Origin of the sequence: Achromobacter aloeverae (assembly GCF_004121055.1) — a bacterium.
Lineage (GTDB): Bacteria > Pseudomonadota > Gammaproteobacteria > Burkholderiales > Burkholderiaceae_B > Bordetella_C > Bordetella_C aloeverae.
In genome coordinates this window covers 178458-193585 of the sequence record NZ_PYAL01000002.1, presented here as the reverse complement: position 1 = coordinate 193585, position 15128 = coordinate 178458, and the positions used below count along the sequence as shown (strand labels likewise).

At 68.1% G+C, this 15128-nt stretch carries 9 protein-coding genes; 2 read left to right on the top strand and 7 right to left on the bottom strand.

Annotated elements, in window-relative coordinates; genetic code table 11:
- Nucleotides 1-135 precede the first annotated feature (135 nt).
- Entirely contained in the window at nucleotides 136-558 is a 423-nt protein-coding gene (locus C7R54_RS07745; RefSeq protein WP_129149634.1) for an OsmC family protein, read from the top strand.
- Nucleotides 559-820: 262 nt separating this feature from the next.
- Complete coding sequence (locus C7R54_RS07740) at nucleotides 821-2107, top strand: Nramp family divalent metal transporter (RefSeq protein ID WP_129149633.1); 1287 nt, start codon at nucleotides 821-823, stop codon at nucleotides 2105-2107.
- A 152-nt stretch (nucleotides 2108-2259) separates the two neighbouring features.
- Here C7R54_RS07740 and C7R54_RS07735 read toward each other — a convergent pair whose 3' ends face one another.
- From C7R54_RS07735 to C7R54_RS07705, 7 genes are all read right to left on the bottom strand, one after another.
- A complete protein-coding gene (locus C7R54_RS07735) occupies nucleotides 2260-4137 on the bottom strand; it encodes a PhoX family protein (protein ID WP_129149632.1) in 1878 nt (625 codons plus the stop codon).
- Nucleotides 4138-4355: 218 nt separating this feature from the next.
- Nucleotides 4356-5411, bottom strand: coding sequence for an extracellular solute-binding protein (locus tag C7R54_RS07730; protein WP_129149631.1), 1056 nt, complete (start codon nucleotides 5409-5411; stop codon nucleotides 4356-4358).
- A 344-nt stretch (nucleotides 5412-5755) separates the two neighbouring features.
- Nucleotides 5756-6934, bottom strand: a complete 1179-nt coding sequence (locus tag C7R54_RS07725; protein ID WP_129149630.1) for a CobW family GTP-binding protein — start codon at nucleotides 6932-6934, stop codon at nucleotides 5756-5758.
- Complete coding sequence (locus C7R54_RS07720) at nucleotides 6924-8537, bottom strand: amidohydrolase family protein (protein WP_129149629.1); 1614 nt, start codon at nucleotides 8535-8537, stop codon at nucleotides 6924-6926. Before C7R54_RS07720 ends, C7R54_RS07725 begins: the two co-directional genes overlap by 11 nt.
- 153 nt (nucleotides 8538-8690) lie before the next feature.
- A complete protein-coding gene (locus tag C7R54_RS07715) occupies nucleotides 8691-9809 on the bottom strand; it encodes an ABC transporter substrate-binding protein (RefSeq protein WP_129149628.1) in 1119 nt (372 codons plus the stop codon).
- A 142-nt stretch (nucleotides 9810-9951) separates the two neighbouring features.
- Nucleotides 9952-13770 (bottom strand): trifunctional transcriptional regulator/proline dehydrogenase/L-glutamate gamma-semialdehyde dehydrogenase, encoded by a 3819-nt coding sequence (gene putA / locus C7R54_RS07710; protein WP_129149627.1) that lies wholly within the window; start codon nucleotides 13768-13770, stop codon nucleotides 9952-9954.
- Nucleotides 13771-13812: 42 nt separating this feature from the next.
- The gene (locus tag C7R54_RS07705) at nucleotides 13813-15060 is read right to left on the bottom strand and encodes a metal-dependent hydrolase family protein (protein ID WP_129149626.1); all 1248 of its coding nucleotides are present in this window, start codon (nucleotides 15058-15060) and stop codon (nucleotides 13813-13815) included.
- Nucleotides 15061-15128: the final 68 nt, after the last annotated feature.

The following is a 15128-nucleotide window of genomic DNA, read 5'->3' as shown; positions in this document are numbered from 1 at the left end:
ATCCCCAAGGCGCGTTCGCACGGCTAGGGGAGAAATCCCGCGGCCGGGTATATGATCGAAAGTCCGGTTCCGCCAGGCGGAGCCATTTGCGCCGCGGTCCCGCGCGGACCGCTTCCCCTTCCAAGGAGTAGCAGCATGAAGAAGAAGGCATCCGCAATCTGGAAAGGCGACCTGAAAACCGGCAAGGGCCAGATTTCCACGGAAAGTGGCGCCCTGAAGGACGCTCCCTACGGCTTCAAGACCCGCTTCGAAAACGCTCCCGGCACCAATCCCGAAGAGCTCCTGGGCGCGGCCCACGCAGGCTGCTTCTCGATGGCCTTGTCCAATATCCTCGGCGAATCCGGCCTGACCGCCGACAGTATCCAGACCGAGGCCGTCGTCACGCTGGACCAGGCCGACGGCGGCTTCGCCATCACGGCCGTGCACCTGACCGTGGTCGCCAAGGTCCCGGGCGCGGACGCCGCCGCCTTCGAAGCGGCCGCCAACAAGGCCAAGGCCGGTTGTCCGGTCTCCAAGGTCCTGAAGGCCAATATCACCATGGATGCCAAGCTGGCCTGAGCATACGCGCCATGCGTCTCCTGCCGGCATGGGGCTTGCCGGTAGGCGGCGGCGCCGGGGCGATGGGGCAGTCCGGACGCCTGATAGGTTTCATTAATCACGCACTAAGTATCAATTTAGTTGACCGATTCCGCCGGAGCACCCACAATAGGAATCATTCTCAAAACAGTCCGCTTGGCGCGGTTTGCCACGGACCTCTCATGCAGCAGCGCCCGGGTGACGGGGAACGCGAGCGGCGTGGGAATGACAACCGGCGGCATCCGTGACCAAACTCATCCTGGCACTCTCTGGTAATAAAGCACTGGCTGCCCATGACAGGCAGGTGTCGCTGGGCCTGCGCCGACTGGTGGGGTCCGGCCTGCTGGTCGCCGTCGGCTACATAGACCCGGGCAACTGGGCCACCGACATCGCCGGCGGCAGCGGCTTCGGCTACCACCTGATGATGGTGGTGTTCGTCGCCGCCTTCCTGGCCCTGGGTTTCCAGGTGCTGGTGTCGCGCCTGGCGCTGGCCACGGGCGAGGACCTGGCCACGCTGACCGTGCGTCACCTGCCCCGTTCCCTGGCGCGCGTGTCCTGGCTGGCCGGCGAGGCCGCCATCCTCGCCACCGCGCTGGCCGAACTCATCGGCGGCGCCATCGCGCTGCGGCTGCTGTTCAACCTGCCGCTGCTGGCGGGCGTGGGCGTGACGGCCGCGGGCACCTTCGCCGTGCTGGCCGTGGCGCGCGGCAATGCCGACCGGCACGAACGCATCATCGCCGTGCTGCTGTCCATCGTATCGGTGTCCTTCATCTTCCTGCTGTTCAAGGTCCAGCCCGACTGGTCGGCCGTGGCGCACGGTACGGTGACCCCGGCGCGCGCCTTGCGCGATCCCGCCGGCTTTCTTATCGCGCTGGGCATCCTGGGCGCCACCCTGATGCCGCACAACCTCTATCTGCATTCCGGATCGCTGGCGCACCGGGCCCGCGAAGTGCCGCGCGAGGCCCGCGGCCTGGCCATGCGCATCGCGCGCAACGACACGATTTTTTCCCTGGGCATCGCCACGCTGATCAATGCCGCCATCATCATCGTCGCCGCGGCTTCGCTGTCGGGCGGCCCGCTGCCCGTGACCAGCCTGGACGAAGCGCACGCCGTCATCGGCAAGACGCTGGGCGTGGGCGCCGCCGTGGTGTTCGCGGTGGCCTTGTATGCCGCCGGCCAGAGTTCCACCATCACCGGCGTGCTGGCCGGGCGGGTGCTGGCCAACGGTTTTCGCGCCAGCAAGTGGTCGGACCGCAAGCGCGCCCTGTTCACCCGCCTGGTGGCCGGCAGCGTGGCCATCGCCCTGCTGATCGCCACCGGCGGCCAGGACCCGGACGAACTGCTGGTGCTCAGCCAGGTGGTGCTGAGCCTTGCCCTGCCCTTCGCCCTGGTGCCGCTGGTCTGGCTGGCCATGCGCCGCGACGTGATGGGCAGCTACACGATGCGTGGCACGTGGGCGGTACTGGCGATCCTGGCGACGGTGGGCATCATCGCCCTGGACGGCTACCTGCTGGTGTTGCAAGCCATGTAATGCCAGCCATGTAAGGCCTATATCGCGAGCCCGACGACAAAAGGCCAGCGGCGCCTCACAGCGCCGCTGGCCTTTTCACCGCCGGCCGCCACCAAGATAAAAGCGCTCCTCTCGGGTGCGGCAAGCGGCGTCAGCCGCACCGTGTCGGGACCCTACGCCCCCACCGGCTGGTTGTCCGCCCGGCGGATCACGATGGTCGACGAGCGCGGCGTGCGGCCCGCCTCCGGCCATGCCTGGGTGGGATGCTGGATATTGACGAAAAAGGTCGTCAGGTCCGGCGTATAGGCGATGCCGGTGATTTCGCAGCCCACCGGTCCGACCAGGAAGCGCTTGGACACGCCGGTGGCGGGGTCGATGCAGTACATGCCATTGTTGCCGAATACCGTGGGCGTCGCGGTCGAGCCGAGGTTCATGTCCGTCTCCACCCACAGGCGGCCGGCCGGATCCAGGCGCAGGCCGTCCGGGCTGCTGAAGGCGTCGCCATTGATGTTGCCGGCCAGGTTGGGCTTGTTCAGCGTCGCGGCCTGCGTGGGATCGCCGGCCAGCAGGAAGATGCTCCACGTGAACGTGGTGGCCAGGGGCGAATTGCCGGCCTCGTTCCAGCGGATGATGTGGCCATGATGATTCTCCGCGCGCGGATTGGCCGCGTCGACGGGCGCATTGGTGCCCCGGCCGCTGTTGTTGGTCAGGGTCACGAAGATGTCCTTGTTCGGCCCCACCGTGATCCACTCGGGACGATCCATCACCGTGCCGCCCACCGACACCGCGGCGTCCTGGCATTCGATCAGCACGTCTGCTTGCGTGGCGAAACCGTCGGCTGCCGTCAGCCCCGCATTGCCTTGCACCAGGGGAATCCACACGCCGCCGCCGCCCGCGTTGAATTGCGCGACATAAAGCGTGCCGTCATCCAGCAGGTTGACGTTGGCCGCGCGATTGACGGGATCGTAGGCGCGCGTCGGCACGAACTTGTAGATGCAGCCCGGCGTCGTGTCGTCACCCATGTAGAACGCGACGCGATTGTCCTCGCCGACCAGGTACGCGACGTTCTCGTGCGCGAAGCGGCCCATGGCGGTGCGCTTGACGCCTTGCGCCAGGAGCTCGCCCTGCGGGTCCAGCTCCACCACCCAGCCGTAGTTGACGTCCGGCTGGCTGCTGTCGAAATAATTGCTGGTGGTCTCCTCGCAGGTCAGGTACGTGCCCCACGGGGTGGCGCCGCTGGAGCAGTTGTTCAAGGTGCCGATGATGGTGGCGCCCAGGCGGCTGCGCGCGGGGCCGCCCACGCCATAGGCGCTATTGCCGGTATAGCGGCGGTTGTAGGTCGAGTCGTGCTTGACGCTCCACGTGCCGTTGGCCTGCGTCACCTCGATGACCGAGACCCCGACGGACGACAGCGCCAGGCGCTTCTGGTCCAGCGTGGCGGTGGCTTCGTTGAAGGAACCGGTAAAGGTGCCGGACGGGAAATACACCCGCATGTCCACCTGCTCGTGGTTGATGGCCAACAGGCCTCCCTGCTGCGGGTCCACGCCGGGCAAGGCGAAGTAGTGCATCCCGTCGTTATCGCCGCCGGCGCGCTTGTCGGTCACGTCCCAGGCCGGGAAGGCGCCCTCGGTCCAGGCGGTCGAGCCGGCTTCCACGGCGTCGCCCGTGGAGAACAGCACCTGCACCTGGTAGCCCGCCGGCACGGTCACCGTGTCCGCGGTGGTGCGCGCCACGGGCTGGAAGCGGATGGCGTAATCCTTGCTGGGATCGAGCCCCGGCTCGCGGGGCGTCTCGGTGGGAGGATTCGTCGGTTCCGTCGACGGCGGGGTGTCCTCGACCGGCGTATCGTCGTCGTCATCATTGTCGCCGCCGCAGGCCGTGAGCGACGTGGCGCCGAAGACCGACAGGGCCGCCATGCCGAAGCCGGACTTGAGCCAGGTGCGGCGCGCCGGGTCGGCGGCCAGGACCTCGTCCAGGGTCTGGCCCGGTTTCGGGCTGATACGCGAAGGCTTGGTACAGACCGCCTTGGCGGCGTCGGTGGTGTGGGACATGCGGCTTCTCCGTTCCTGAATGGGGGTTGAAAGCCATGCATGATGACGGCGAAATTTGACAGGATATTGTCAGTTACTCAAAAGCAATCTGATAGAAACGGCGCAGCTGGGCGAAATGATGCCGTCCCGGCCGGCGCGAGCCAGCCAGGAACCGAAAAGGCCGTCGTTGGCGGCCGCCCCCGCCCGGCACGGCGCGGCGGGGCGCGACCCGACAGCGCTCAGATCCTGGCCTTGAATTCCTTGTTCCAGTAATCCAGGAAATCGTTCTTGCTATCGACCAGCGCCTTCAGGTCGTACTTATGGATGCGCTTGATCTCGTCGTCGGTAAAGCCGACGCGGGCCTGGAGGTCCGGCGGCAGTTGCGCGTTGCGTACCGTCGGCGCATAGCCCATGGCCTTGGCGAACTGCAACTGGCCCGAAGGATCCAGCATCGCGTTGAGATATTTCCAGCCGTTCTCGGCATTGCGGCTGTTGCGCGCCAGCCCGCCCTCGAAGGTGACGGGAATCGCCCCCTCCTTGGGAATCACGAATTCCAGCGGCAAGCCCGCATCGCGCCATTGCAAGGCGCGCGCCTTCCACATGCAGGCCATCCAGATCTCGCCGGACTTGAACGCCGCCGCCACCGCCTCGTTGGAGGGGTAGACACGGGGCTGGTTCTTCACCAGTTCCGAGAGGAATTTCTTGCCGGGTTCGAAGCTGTTGGTGCCGCCCCCCGCCGCCAGGCCGACGAAGATGCCGTTGAAGTTGAAGAGAATGTCCGAAAACCCGGTGCGGCCCTTGTACGCAGGATCGAGCGCGATGTTGCAACTGTCGGGCGCGGCCTTGAACTTTTCCTTGTTGTAGACCAGCACCATGGCGCTGAAGATATGCGGTATCGAATACGGCGTCCTGAACTGCTCATGCACGTTGGCGAGGTTGGGCACCTGCTTGGCCGACACGTCGTGCAGGCACTCGCTGCGCGCGACGTCGTACATGTCCAGGTCGCCCAGCAGGGCCACGTCCATGGACCCGCGCCGCGAATTCTTTTCCGCCTTCAGCTTGGTCATGCGCGGCACCGCGTTGCCGGTGTCGAACACCACGTCCAGCCCCAGCTGCTTGGCCGTGGGACCGATGAACTGCTGGAGGAAATTCTGGTAGTCGCCGCCCCAGGTGCCGACCACCACGTCGCCGCCGGCGGCGTGCGCCGTGCGAGATGCCAGGGGCAAGGCCGGCGCCAGCGCCAGTCCCGCTGCCGATTTCAAGAAAGTACGCCGATTGCGATGCCATGCTTGCATGCCCAGACTCCTTCGATGAACGGTGATCGCGCTCCGCCCCCCGCGAGTCGGGCGCTGAAGCGTGGGCCTGGCGCGCAAGGTCCGGCGGGCCGCCCACAATGGGTCGCAACCGCCCATGCCGCGCGGCCGCGACCCATTGTGGATGGCCGGCGACCGCGCCTGAATAGGAGATAACCCGCAAGGCGGGTGGCCCGGCGCGGCCGCCGCCGCGCGGCGGCACGGCGGCGACGCCGCAGGGCCGCGGCGTCGCAGGGCAGCAGGGCCCAGCAACCGCGATCCATCAAAAGGCACAGCGTCGCCTCAGCCGCCAGGCATTCAACCGCCAGGCTTTCAGGCGCAGGCATTCAAGCGCCAACCGCCAAGGACGGCTTCCGCTGTCCACGCGGCGCCTGCACGGACACGGCCCCGTTCGCCGCCATGCCATTGATCGCATCGGCGTCCAGGTCGCGCGTGATGATGACGAAAAGATTGTCCGCCGCCTCGGCCGCGCGCAGCCGGCGGGGGGCGCTGAAGGTCGTGCCCACGCTCTGGATCAGGATGGGATCGTCGCAATCGCTGACCCGCAAGACCGCCTTGACCCGCAAGAGCCGCTCGCCGCAAAAAGCGGATAGGTCATCCAGCCACAGCGCCAGCGCCTCCCACCCCGCCCCCTCCGCCAACGCCGCGGTCAGCACATGGACGCGGGGATGGTCGATGCGCGCCGCACCGGCATCCTGCCCAGGCATTTCCCTGCCATCGCGTGCATGGCCTGCCGTGTCGAACCCGGGCGGCGAGCGGCGCCCCACGGCCTGGGCCAGCGACGGCAGGGCCCCGGCGTCCAAAGGCATCCGCCCGGTCGCGCGGAGCGCGGCCAGGGCTTGCGCCACGCCGCCATCACCCGCGGGCGCCGTGTCCTCGAAGGCCCGCCTTGCGGCCTGCCTCCTATCTTCTTCATCGATGAGCTCCGCTAGCGGGTTGATCCCGGCCAGCGCCGCCCAGTGCCGCGCGACATCCCGGTTCTCCGCCAGGTCGCGCTTGGTCAACACGATGCGTTGCGCCGCGGCCAGTTGCGCGCTGGCCTCGTCGAACCGCCCGGCCTGCAACGCCCCGGTGACGCAGTCGTACGTGCTGACGACGGCCACCCGCAGCCGGCGCCGCGCCAGTTCGGGGTCCGCCAAAGCCGCGATGATGGGCCCCGGCCGCGACACGCCGCTGGTTTCGAGGATGATGCGGCGCAAGGGACCGCGCCCCGCCGGACGCGGCGCATCCAGCAAGGCGGCCACGGTATCGACCAGGCTGCTGCGCATCGCGCAGCAGACGCAGCCGTTGGCGAGCAGGGTCATCGGCACGGCGTCGCTGCCGTCGGCGACGATGACGCCGTCCACCCCGATCTCGCCCACCTCGTTGACGATGACGCCTGTATCGACCGTGCCGGCGTCGTTGAGATATTGCAGCAGCAGCGTCGTCTTGCCGCTGCCCAGGAAGCCCGACAGGACGATCAGGTCGACCGGCGCCGCCGCCTCGCCCGACCAGTCAGCGTGCATGCGGCGGCCCCTCGGAATCGCCGTCCCAGCTGCCGCGCACCAGCTCGCGCACGTCGGCCAGCAGTTGCTCGGTGTCGTACACCACCCCGGCCTTGATGGTGTAGCGCAGCGCGCGGTGCCATTCGACCTTGCCGGTGTCGTCGTTCAGGCGCATCGCCCCGGTACCGTAAAGCAGCTTGAAGTCCTCCAGCGGATTGCGGTCATGCACCAGCAGGTCGGCGCGCCGGTCCAGGTCCACCACGCCCGTATCGTCCTCCAGGCCCAGCAAGGCGGCGCTCTGCGACGTCGCCGCGCGCAACACCTCCAGGGGATGGAAACCGGCTTCCTGCAATAGCTCCAGCTCGCGGATGAAACCGAAACCGTAGATCTGGAAGATGAACCCCGAGTCGCTGCCGGCGCATACGCGGCCGCCCCGGTTCTTGTACTCGTTGACGAACTGCATCCACAGCCGATAGTTCTGCTTCCACTCGATTTCGTTGGCGGTGCTCCAGCGGTACCAGTACGCGCCGTGGCCGCCGCGCTGCGGCTGGAAGTATTTCCAGATGGCCTTCCAGGTGTAGTCGTCGTGCCAGTCGGCGCGCCGGGCGCGCATCAGGTCGCGATTGGCGTCGTAGATATTGAAGGTGGGCACGAACGTGTGGCCCACCTCCAGGAAGGCATCCATGACCTCGCGCCACTTGGCGCTGCCGGGCTGGGCGGCCTGCATGAAGGTCTGTCCCGCCAGGGCGAAGCGGAAGTACTCGTCGCCGTAGTTGTAGTCCGTGGGGAAATCCTGCACCACGCGGTTCTCGAACAAGGCCTCCGGCAGGCCGTAGTAATGCTCCGAACTCGTCAGCCCCCATTGCGCCGACTTCAGGGCATTGACCCGCGTCACGGCCATCTGCGCATGATGGCAGCCGGAGCGCAGGCCCTCGATGCGGGCCTCGTCCAGCGCGGCCTGCATGATGGCCGGCGGCGCGCCGAAGAACTTGATGCCGTCGGCGCCGCGCGCCTTGATCTTGCGCACCCACTCGCGCGCCTGCTGCGGCGTATGGATGGTCTTGACCCGATCGTTGACCGCCGGGAAATAGGCATGCGCCAGGATGCGCGGCGCGGCGATTTCATTCTTCTCGGCGGCTTCCTTCTGCTGCAGGTTCCATCCCAGGCCGTTGATGGAGCCCATCTCCCGTATGGTAGTCACGCCGTGCGCCAGCCACAGCTTGTAGATGTAGTCGGCCGGCGGCACGATGCCGCTCATCGAGTGATACGGCGTGCCGATGTGGGCGTGCGCATCGACGAACCCCGGCGTGACGTACTTGCCGTGGCAATCGATCTCGTGGTCGCCCGGCCCGGGTCGCCGCGCCGGATTGATTTCCTTCAATGGCGTGCCCACATTGACCAGGGCCACGATGCGGTCCCGCTCGACGACGATGTCCACGGGCCCCCACGGCGGCGCGCCGGTGCCGTCGATGACGGTGGCGCCGCGCAGCACCAGGCGGTCGTAAGGCCCCTCGCCGCGATCGCGCGACGTGGCCGCGACGGCGGGGTGCCACCCCTTGGCGGCATTGAGTTCCCGTAATTCCTCGCCCACTTCGGCGCTGGCGTAAGGCTGATCGGCAGACATGGCGATTCCTTCGGCACAAGGGAGCGCCTGCGGAGCAAGCGCGGTTGGCGCCGGCGGCGGCCGGCATCGGGATCCGCGGCCCCGCCCCGCGGTTGGCGGGCCGGCCCACGGTCTATCGGATACGACTTCCTACTCGCTCCGCGCCCCTGGTCATCACGCAGGCGGGGCATGAAACGTGGTGCGCCAGAACGTCTCCAGGTCGGTCTCGGCGCGTGCCAGCAAGTCCATATCGCGGGACACCACCCGCGCGACTTCCTCGGGCGTGAAGGCCGCCGCCTGGGTCTCGGGCGGCAGCGCGGCATCGTCGACGGCAGGCGCCAGATACAGGCGGTCGGCGCAGGCCTGCTGCACCTTGGGATCGAGCAAGGCATTCAGGTAAGCCGCGGCGCAGGCGCGGTCGGGGCCGGCGGCGACCGGCGCGGCCTGGAACAACGTCGGCACCAGCCCTTCGCGCGGCACCACTGTATCCAGGGTCAGGCCGTCCTTCTTCCATTGCAGCACGGTGGACCGCCACGCCAGCGCGGCGCGCACCCGTCCCTGGCGGAAGGCCTGCGCCAGCGCGGCGTCATCGGCATAGGCGCGCGCGCCTTGTTCATGCAGGGCCGTCAACCAGGCGCGCCCGGCATCGAGATCCGCCGCCCCCTTGCCCGCCGCCAGCGAACCGGCCACGGCCAGCGCGCCGGCCATGCCGTCGAGCAGGCCGATGACGCCTAGCTTTTCCCGTTCCTGCCTTTCCCGTTCCTGCCTTTCCTTCGCGTCCTTGTCACCGCCTTCCTGGACCGCGGGCGCCAGCAGCGCCGCCAGGCTATCCGGCGGCGTCTTGAACTTGCTCTTGTCATAGACCAGCACCAGTCCGGTCCAGGCATGGACCAGCGCAGGCAAGGACTTGAACGGCGGCAGCAGCTGGGCGCTGCGGGGCACCGCCTGGGCGTCGACGGGCGCCAGGCCGCCTTCGGCCCGGATCGCATGCAGATCGCGATCGCGCAACACCACCAGGTCCAGCGAGGGATGCCGCGCGCCCATCTCCGCGCGGATGCGCGTGCGCTGCGCCAGCGCGCTGGCCGTCTGGTACGCGGGGACCAGGCCGGCCGGAGCCAGCAAGGGATCGAGGACCTCGTGCAGCAAGGCCTGGCGCGGGCCCGCCGGCATTCCGACCACGACGCCGGCGCCGCACTGCGCCGCCGCGCCCGCCAATCGCGGCAGCCCCAGCAGGGCTGGCGCGATCGCGCCAGCGGTGATCAGGAACGAGCGGCGAGCGCGCAAAGCGGCCATGTCATGAACTCCAATGCCTGTGAGGGTCCTCATTGTCATCCCATGTCCGTCCGCTTGTCACGTTGCCGTCCGTTACCGTTTCCCTCTCACCCCGCTGTTGTCACCCCGCTGTTGTCACCCCGCTTTGGTCACCTCGCTTTGGTCACCCGATCGTCATCAGGTTGGCGTTGCCCCCCGCGGCCGCCGTGTTCACGCTGATCGAACGTTCGGCCAGCAGCCGGTCCTGCACATACTGCTCGCCCTGCCCCAGCGCTTCGGTGGTCAGGCCTTGCACCGGCACGATGGCGCCATCGCGCGCGGCGATACGGCGCTGGAACACCAGCAAGGCGTCGCCATCCCCCTCGAACAAGGCAGCCTGGAAATCGGCCTGCTCCAGGTCCGCGTCGGCCACCAGGGCGACGTTGGCGCGCCGCCCGGCATCCAGCCCGTCCCTCGCGCCGCGGGCGGCGGCGTTGTCGACGAAGAGGACACGGTTGCCGCTGGCTCGCGCCACCGCCAATTGCGCCTGCGCGCCGGCCTCGGTCGCCGCCATGCACAGGACCGTGCCGCGCGGCTCCAGGCGGTAGGTATTGGACTCGCCCGTCGGCCCCGGCAGGGCCACCGACAGCGGCAGGCTGCCGCCGTTGAGCGACGCCGGCAGCCCTCTCGGGCGCACCGACAACAGGCGGTACATATACAGCGGGCCGCCCGCCTTGGGACCGGTGCCCGACAGGCCCTCGCCGCCGAAGGGCTGCACGCCCACCACCGCGCCCACGATATTGCGGTTGACGTACATATTGCCCGCATGGATGCGGCTGGTGACATGGGCGATGGTTTCGTCGATGCGGGTATGCACGCCGAAGGTCAGGCCGTAGCCGCTGCCGTTGATTTCGTCCAGCAGGGCATCCAGCTGGTCGCGCTTGTAGCGCACCACGTGCAGCACGGGCCCGAAGACCTCGCGCTTGAGCTCACGCACGCTGCCGATCTCGATCAGCGTGGGCGGCACGAACGTGCCATGGCGCGCCGCCGCCAGCGGCGTGGTTTGCGTCACCGGCTTGCCGGCCGCCCGCATGGCGTCGACGTGGCGCTGGATATTGTCACGCGCCTCGGCATCGATGACCGGCCCGACGTCCGTCGACAGGTGATCGGGATTGCCCACCCGCAACTCCTCCATCGCGCCACGCAGCATGTGCAGCACGTGGTCCGCGCTATCTTCCTGCAGGCACAGCACGCGCAAGGCCGAGCAGCGCTGTCCGGCGGAATCGAAGGCCGAGGTCAGTACGTCGAACACCACCTGTTCGGCCAGGGCCGAGGAATCGACGATCATGGCGTTCTGGCCGCCGGTCTCGGCGATCAGCGGAATGGGGTGCCCCGCATCGTCCAGGCGCTCGGAGAGGTTGCGGGCGATCAGGCGCGCCACCTCGGTCGAACCCGTGAACATCACGCCCTTGACGGCGGGATTCGCCACCAGCGCGGCCCCCACGGTCTCGCCGCGACCGGGCAGCAGTTGCACGGCATCGGCCGGCACGCCGGCCGCGCGCAACATGGCCACGGCCTGCGCGGCGATCAGCGGTGTCTGCTCGGCCGGCTTGGCCAGCACGGTGTTGCCCGCCGCCAGCGCCGCGGCCACCTGGCCCGTGAAAATCGCCAAGGGGAAATTCCAGGGGCTGATGCACAGCACCGGCCCCAGCGGACGATGCGTATGGTTGTCGAACTCGCGCTCGGCCTGGTCGGCGTAGTAGCGCAGGAAGTCGACCGCCTCGCGCACTTCCGCGATGGCGTTGGGCAAGGATTTTCCGGCCTCGCGCACGATCAGCCCCAGCAGCGTCTGCATCTGCTCCTCGAACAGCTGGGCGGCGCGGCGCAGGCATTGCGCGCGCTCCGGCACGGGCGTGGACTGCCAGATCGGCGCGCCCGCCACGGCGTGGCGCAGCGCGTCCTCGACATCGGCGTCCGCCGCCTCGACCACCTGGCCCACCACATCGCGCAGGTCGGCGGGATTGCGCACCGGCTGCGCGCGCTCGTCGTCCCAGGCCAGGCGCTCGCCTACCGTGGGCGCGGCGCGCCACGGCGCGGCCGTGCTGGCCAGCAAGGCGGCCGACAGGGACGCCAGGCGATGTTCATTGCTCAGGTCCAGGCCTTGCGAATTCAGTCGCGCGCCGCTGCCCGCCGCGCCGTACAACTCGCGCGGCAAGGGGATTTTCTCGTGCGGCGCGCCCAGCGGCACGATGGCCTGGGCGGCCTCGACCGGGTCTTCGACCAGTTCGTCGATGGACACGCTGTCGTCGCCGATGCGGTTGACGAAGGACGTGTTGGCGCCGTTCTCCAGCAGGCGGCGCACCAGGTAGGCTAGCAAGGTCTCGTGCGTGCCGACCGGTGCGTAGATACGGCAGGGGCGATTCAGCTTGCCCTGCCCCGCCGGCCCGACCACCTCGTCGTAGAGGGATTCGCCCATGCCATGCAGGCACTGGAACTCATACTGGCCGGGATAGTAGTTCTGGCCGGCCATCTGGTAGATCGCCGACAGCGTGTAGGCATTGTGAGTGGCGAACTGCGGGAACACCGCCTCCGGCGCGCCCAGCAGCTTGCGGGCGCAGGCCAGGTAGGACACATCGGTGTACACCTTGCGGGTGTAGACCGGGTAGCCCTCCAGGCCGTCGACCTGGGCGCGCTTGATCTCGCTGTCCCAGTAGGCGCCCTTGACCAGGCGGATCATCAGGCGATGGCGGCTGCGGCGCGCCAGGTCGATGACGTAGTCGATCACGAAGGGCGCCCGCTTCTGGTAAGCCTGGATGACGAAGCCTATGCCGTTCCAGCCTTCCAGCTCGGGATCGAAGCACAGCGCTTCCAGCAGGTCCAGCGAGATTTCCAGCCGATCGGCCTCCTCGGCGTCGATGTTCAGGCCGATGTCGTAGCCGCGCGCCAGGCGGGTCAATTGCAGCACGCGCGGCAGCAGTTCGTTCATCACCCGGTCGCGCTGCGCGCGCGAATAGCGGGGATGCAGCGCCGACAGCTTGATGGAAATGCCGGGGCCCTGGTAGATGCCGCGGCCGGCCGATGCCTTGCCGATGGCGTGGATGGCCTGCTCATACGAGGCATAGTAGCGGTCGGCGTCGGCCGACGTGGTGGCCGCCTCGCCCAGCATGTCATAGGAATAGCCGTAGCCCTTGGCTTCCATCTTGCGGTTGTTCGCCAGCGCTTCGGAAATGCTCTGGCCCGACACGAACTGCTCGCCCATCATGCGCATGGCCATGTTCACGCCCTTGCGGATCAGCGGTTCGCCGCCCTTGCCGATCAGGCGCGTCACGGCGCGCGACAGCGACTGCTCGCTGTTGACCGCGACCAGCTTGCCGGTGAGCATCAGCCCCCACGTCGCGGCGTTGACGAACATGGACGGCGAGCCGCCCATGTGCGACTTCCAGTCGCCGCGCGCGATCTTGTCGCGGATCAGGGCGTCGCGCGTGGCGCGATCCGGGATGCGCAGCAGCGCCTCGGCCAGGCACATCAGCGCCACGCCTTCCTGGCTGGACAGCGAGAACTCCTGGATCAAGCCCTCGACGCCGCCGCCGCTGCGCTTGCCGCGCAGCGCCTTGACCAGGCCAGCCGCCATGGCATGGACTTTCTCGGGATGGGCCACGCGCGCCTGGCCCAGCAGCAGGGCCACGCACTCGGGTTCCGGACGCCGGTAGGCAGCCGTGATGGCGGCGCGCAGCACGGATTGCGGCTGGACATCCTGGCCGAACTCGAAGAACGGCGGCACCTGTGCCTGCGCGGGCGGATCGGCGTCCTCCACGCCGGCATGGCCGCCCTCGCTGTAATGCGAAATCTCCACCGGCAGCTGCCCGCGCTCGATGCGGTCCAGATACGACACGATGGCCTGCTTGTGCAGCCAGTGCGGCGTGCAATTGAGTTTTGCCGCGGCATTCTTCAAACGGTCGCGCAATGCGTCGTCGACCTTGACGCCTAGAGTAGTGGTAGCCATGCTGCTTGATCAGGGAGGGAAGAAGTAAGGGTTGAACTGGAACTATGGGTTGAGATGGTTGTGGTGGATCGTGCCGCCCTTCATGACGAGGGGAATGCGCTCGCCCTGCCCCAGCAGGCAGGAAATGTCCTTGTAGGGATTGCCGTCGACGACCAGGACATCGGCATGGGCGCCCGCCACCAGGCGTCCCAGCTTGTCCGTCATGTTCAATACCTCGGCGCCGACCAGCGTGGCGCTCTGGATGACCTCGTGGTTGCCCAGGACTTCGGCGCGTATGCGGAACTCCTCGCTTTGCAGGCGCTGCGACGGGCCCAGCAGGTCCGTGCCGAAGCCCATCTTCACGCCGGCGCGCTTGAACAGCGCCAGCGAATCGAGCCCGGCCTGGCGCACCGACGCGATCTTGGCGACGCTCTCCTGGGGCAGGCCATACTGCGCGCCCTCGTTGGCCAGCGCTTCGTAAGTGACCAGCGTGGGCACCGCGTAAGCGCCCTTCTCCGCCATCAGCCGCGCCACGCGCTCGTCGACCAGGTTGCCGTGCTCGATGGTGCGCACGCCCAGGTTGACGGCGCGCTCGATGGCCTCCGCCGTATAGGAGTGCGCCATCACATAGGTCTGCCGGGCCCGCGCCTCGTGCACGATTGCGCGGATCTCGTCCTCCGAATAGCCCCAGGACGCGATGGGGTCCGTGGGCGACGCCACCCCGCCCGACGCCATGATCTTGATTTGGTCCGCGCCCATCTGCAGTTCCTGCCGCACGGCCTTGCGCACGTCATCCACGCCATCGGCCACGCGCCCGATGTCGCCGGCGCGAAAACAGCAGCCGCAAAAGCTCATCGGACGCAGGTGATCCGAGCGCGGCCGCGGATCGCCATGCCCACCGGTCTGGCTGATGGCCCGCCCGGAAATGAACAGGCGCGGGCCCACGACCGTGCCCTCCTCGACCGCGCATTTCAGGCCCCAGCCGGCGCCGCCCGCGTCGCGCAGCGTGGTGAAGCCCCGCCGCAGCATGGCCGCCATGATGGGTACGGACCGCATCATCACCAGCGCATCGGGCAGCACCCCTTGCGTGCTCAGGTTCAATTGCGTCGCCATGACGTGGCCGTGCAGGTCGATGAAGCCGGGCATGACGGTCTTGCCCTTGGCGTCTATCACGCGGGCCGACCCCGCCTGCAAGGGCCGGTCGGAGACCTCCTTGATCAGGCCCTGCTCGACCAGGACATCATGGCCTTCCAGCAATTCCCCCACGGTGGGGTCCAGCAGATTTCCATTCTTGAACAGGACGGTAGTCATCGGCGTACTCCGGACGGGTTCACGGGCTTCAAGAGGTTCAAGGGTGCGAGGCGCAACGCGCGGCAGGG

Coding starts and splice junctions, on each gene's coding strand:
- C7R54_RS07745 (WP_129149634.1), top strand. CDS start 136: ATGAAGAAGAAGGCATCCGCAATCTGGAAAGGCGACCTGAAAACCGGC.
- C7R54_RS07735 (WP_129149632.1), bottom strand. CDS start 4,137: ATGTCCCACACCACCGACGCCGCCAAGGCGGTCTGTACCAAGCCTTCG.
- C7R54_RS07730 (WP_129149631.1), bottom strand. CDS start 5,411: ATGCAAGCATGGCATCGCAATCGGCGTACTTTCTTGAAATCGGCAGCG.
- C7R54_RS07725 (WP_129149630.1), bottom strand. CDS start 6,934: ATGCACGCTGACTGGTCGGGCGAGGCGGCGGCGCCGGTCGACCTGATC.
- C7R54_RS07720 (WP_129149629.1), bottom strand. CDS start 8,537: ATGTCTGCCGATCAGCCTTACGCCAGCGCCGAAGTGGGCGAGGAATTA.
- C7R54_RS07715 (WP_129149628.1), bottom strand. CDS start 9,809: ATGGCCGCTTTGCGCGCTCGCCGCTCGTTCCTGATCACCGCTGGCGCG.
- putA (WP_129149627.1), bottom strand. CDS start 13,770: ATGGCTACCACTACTCTAGGCGTCAAGGTCGACGACGCATTGCGCGAC.
- C7R54_RS07705 (WP_129149626.1), bottom strand. CDS start 15,060: ATGACTACCGTCCTGTTCAAGAATGGAAATCTGCTGGACCCCACCGTG.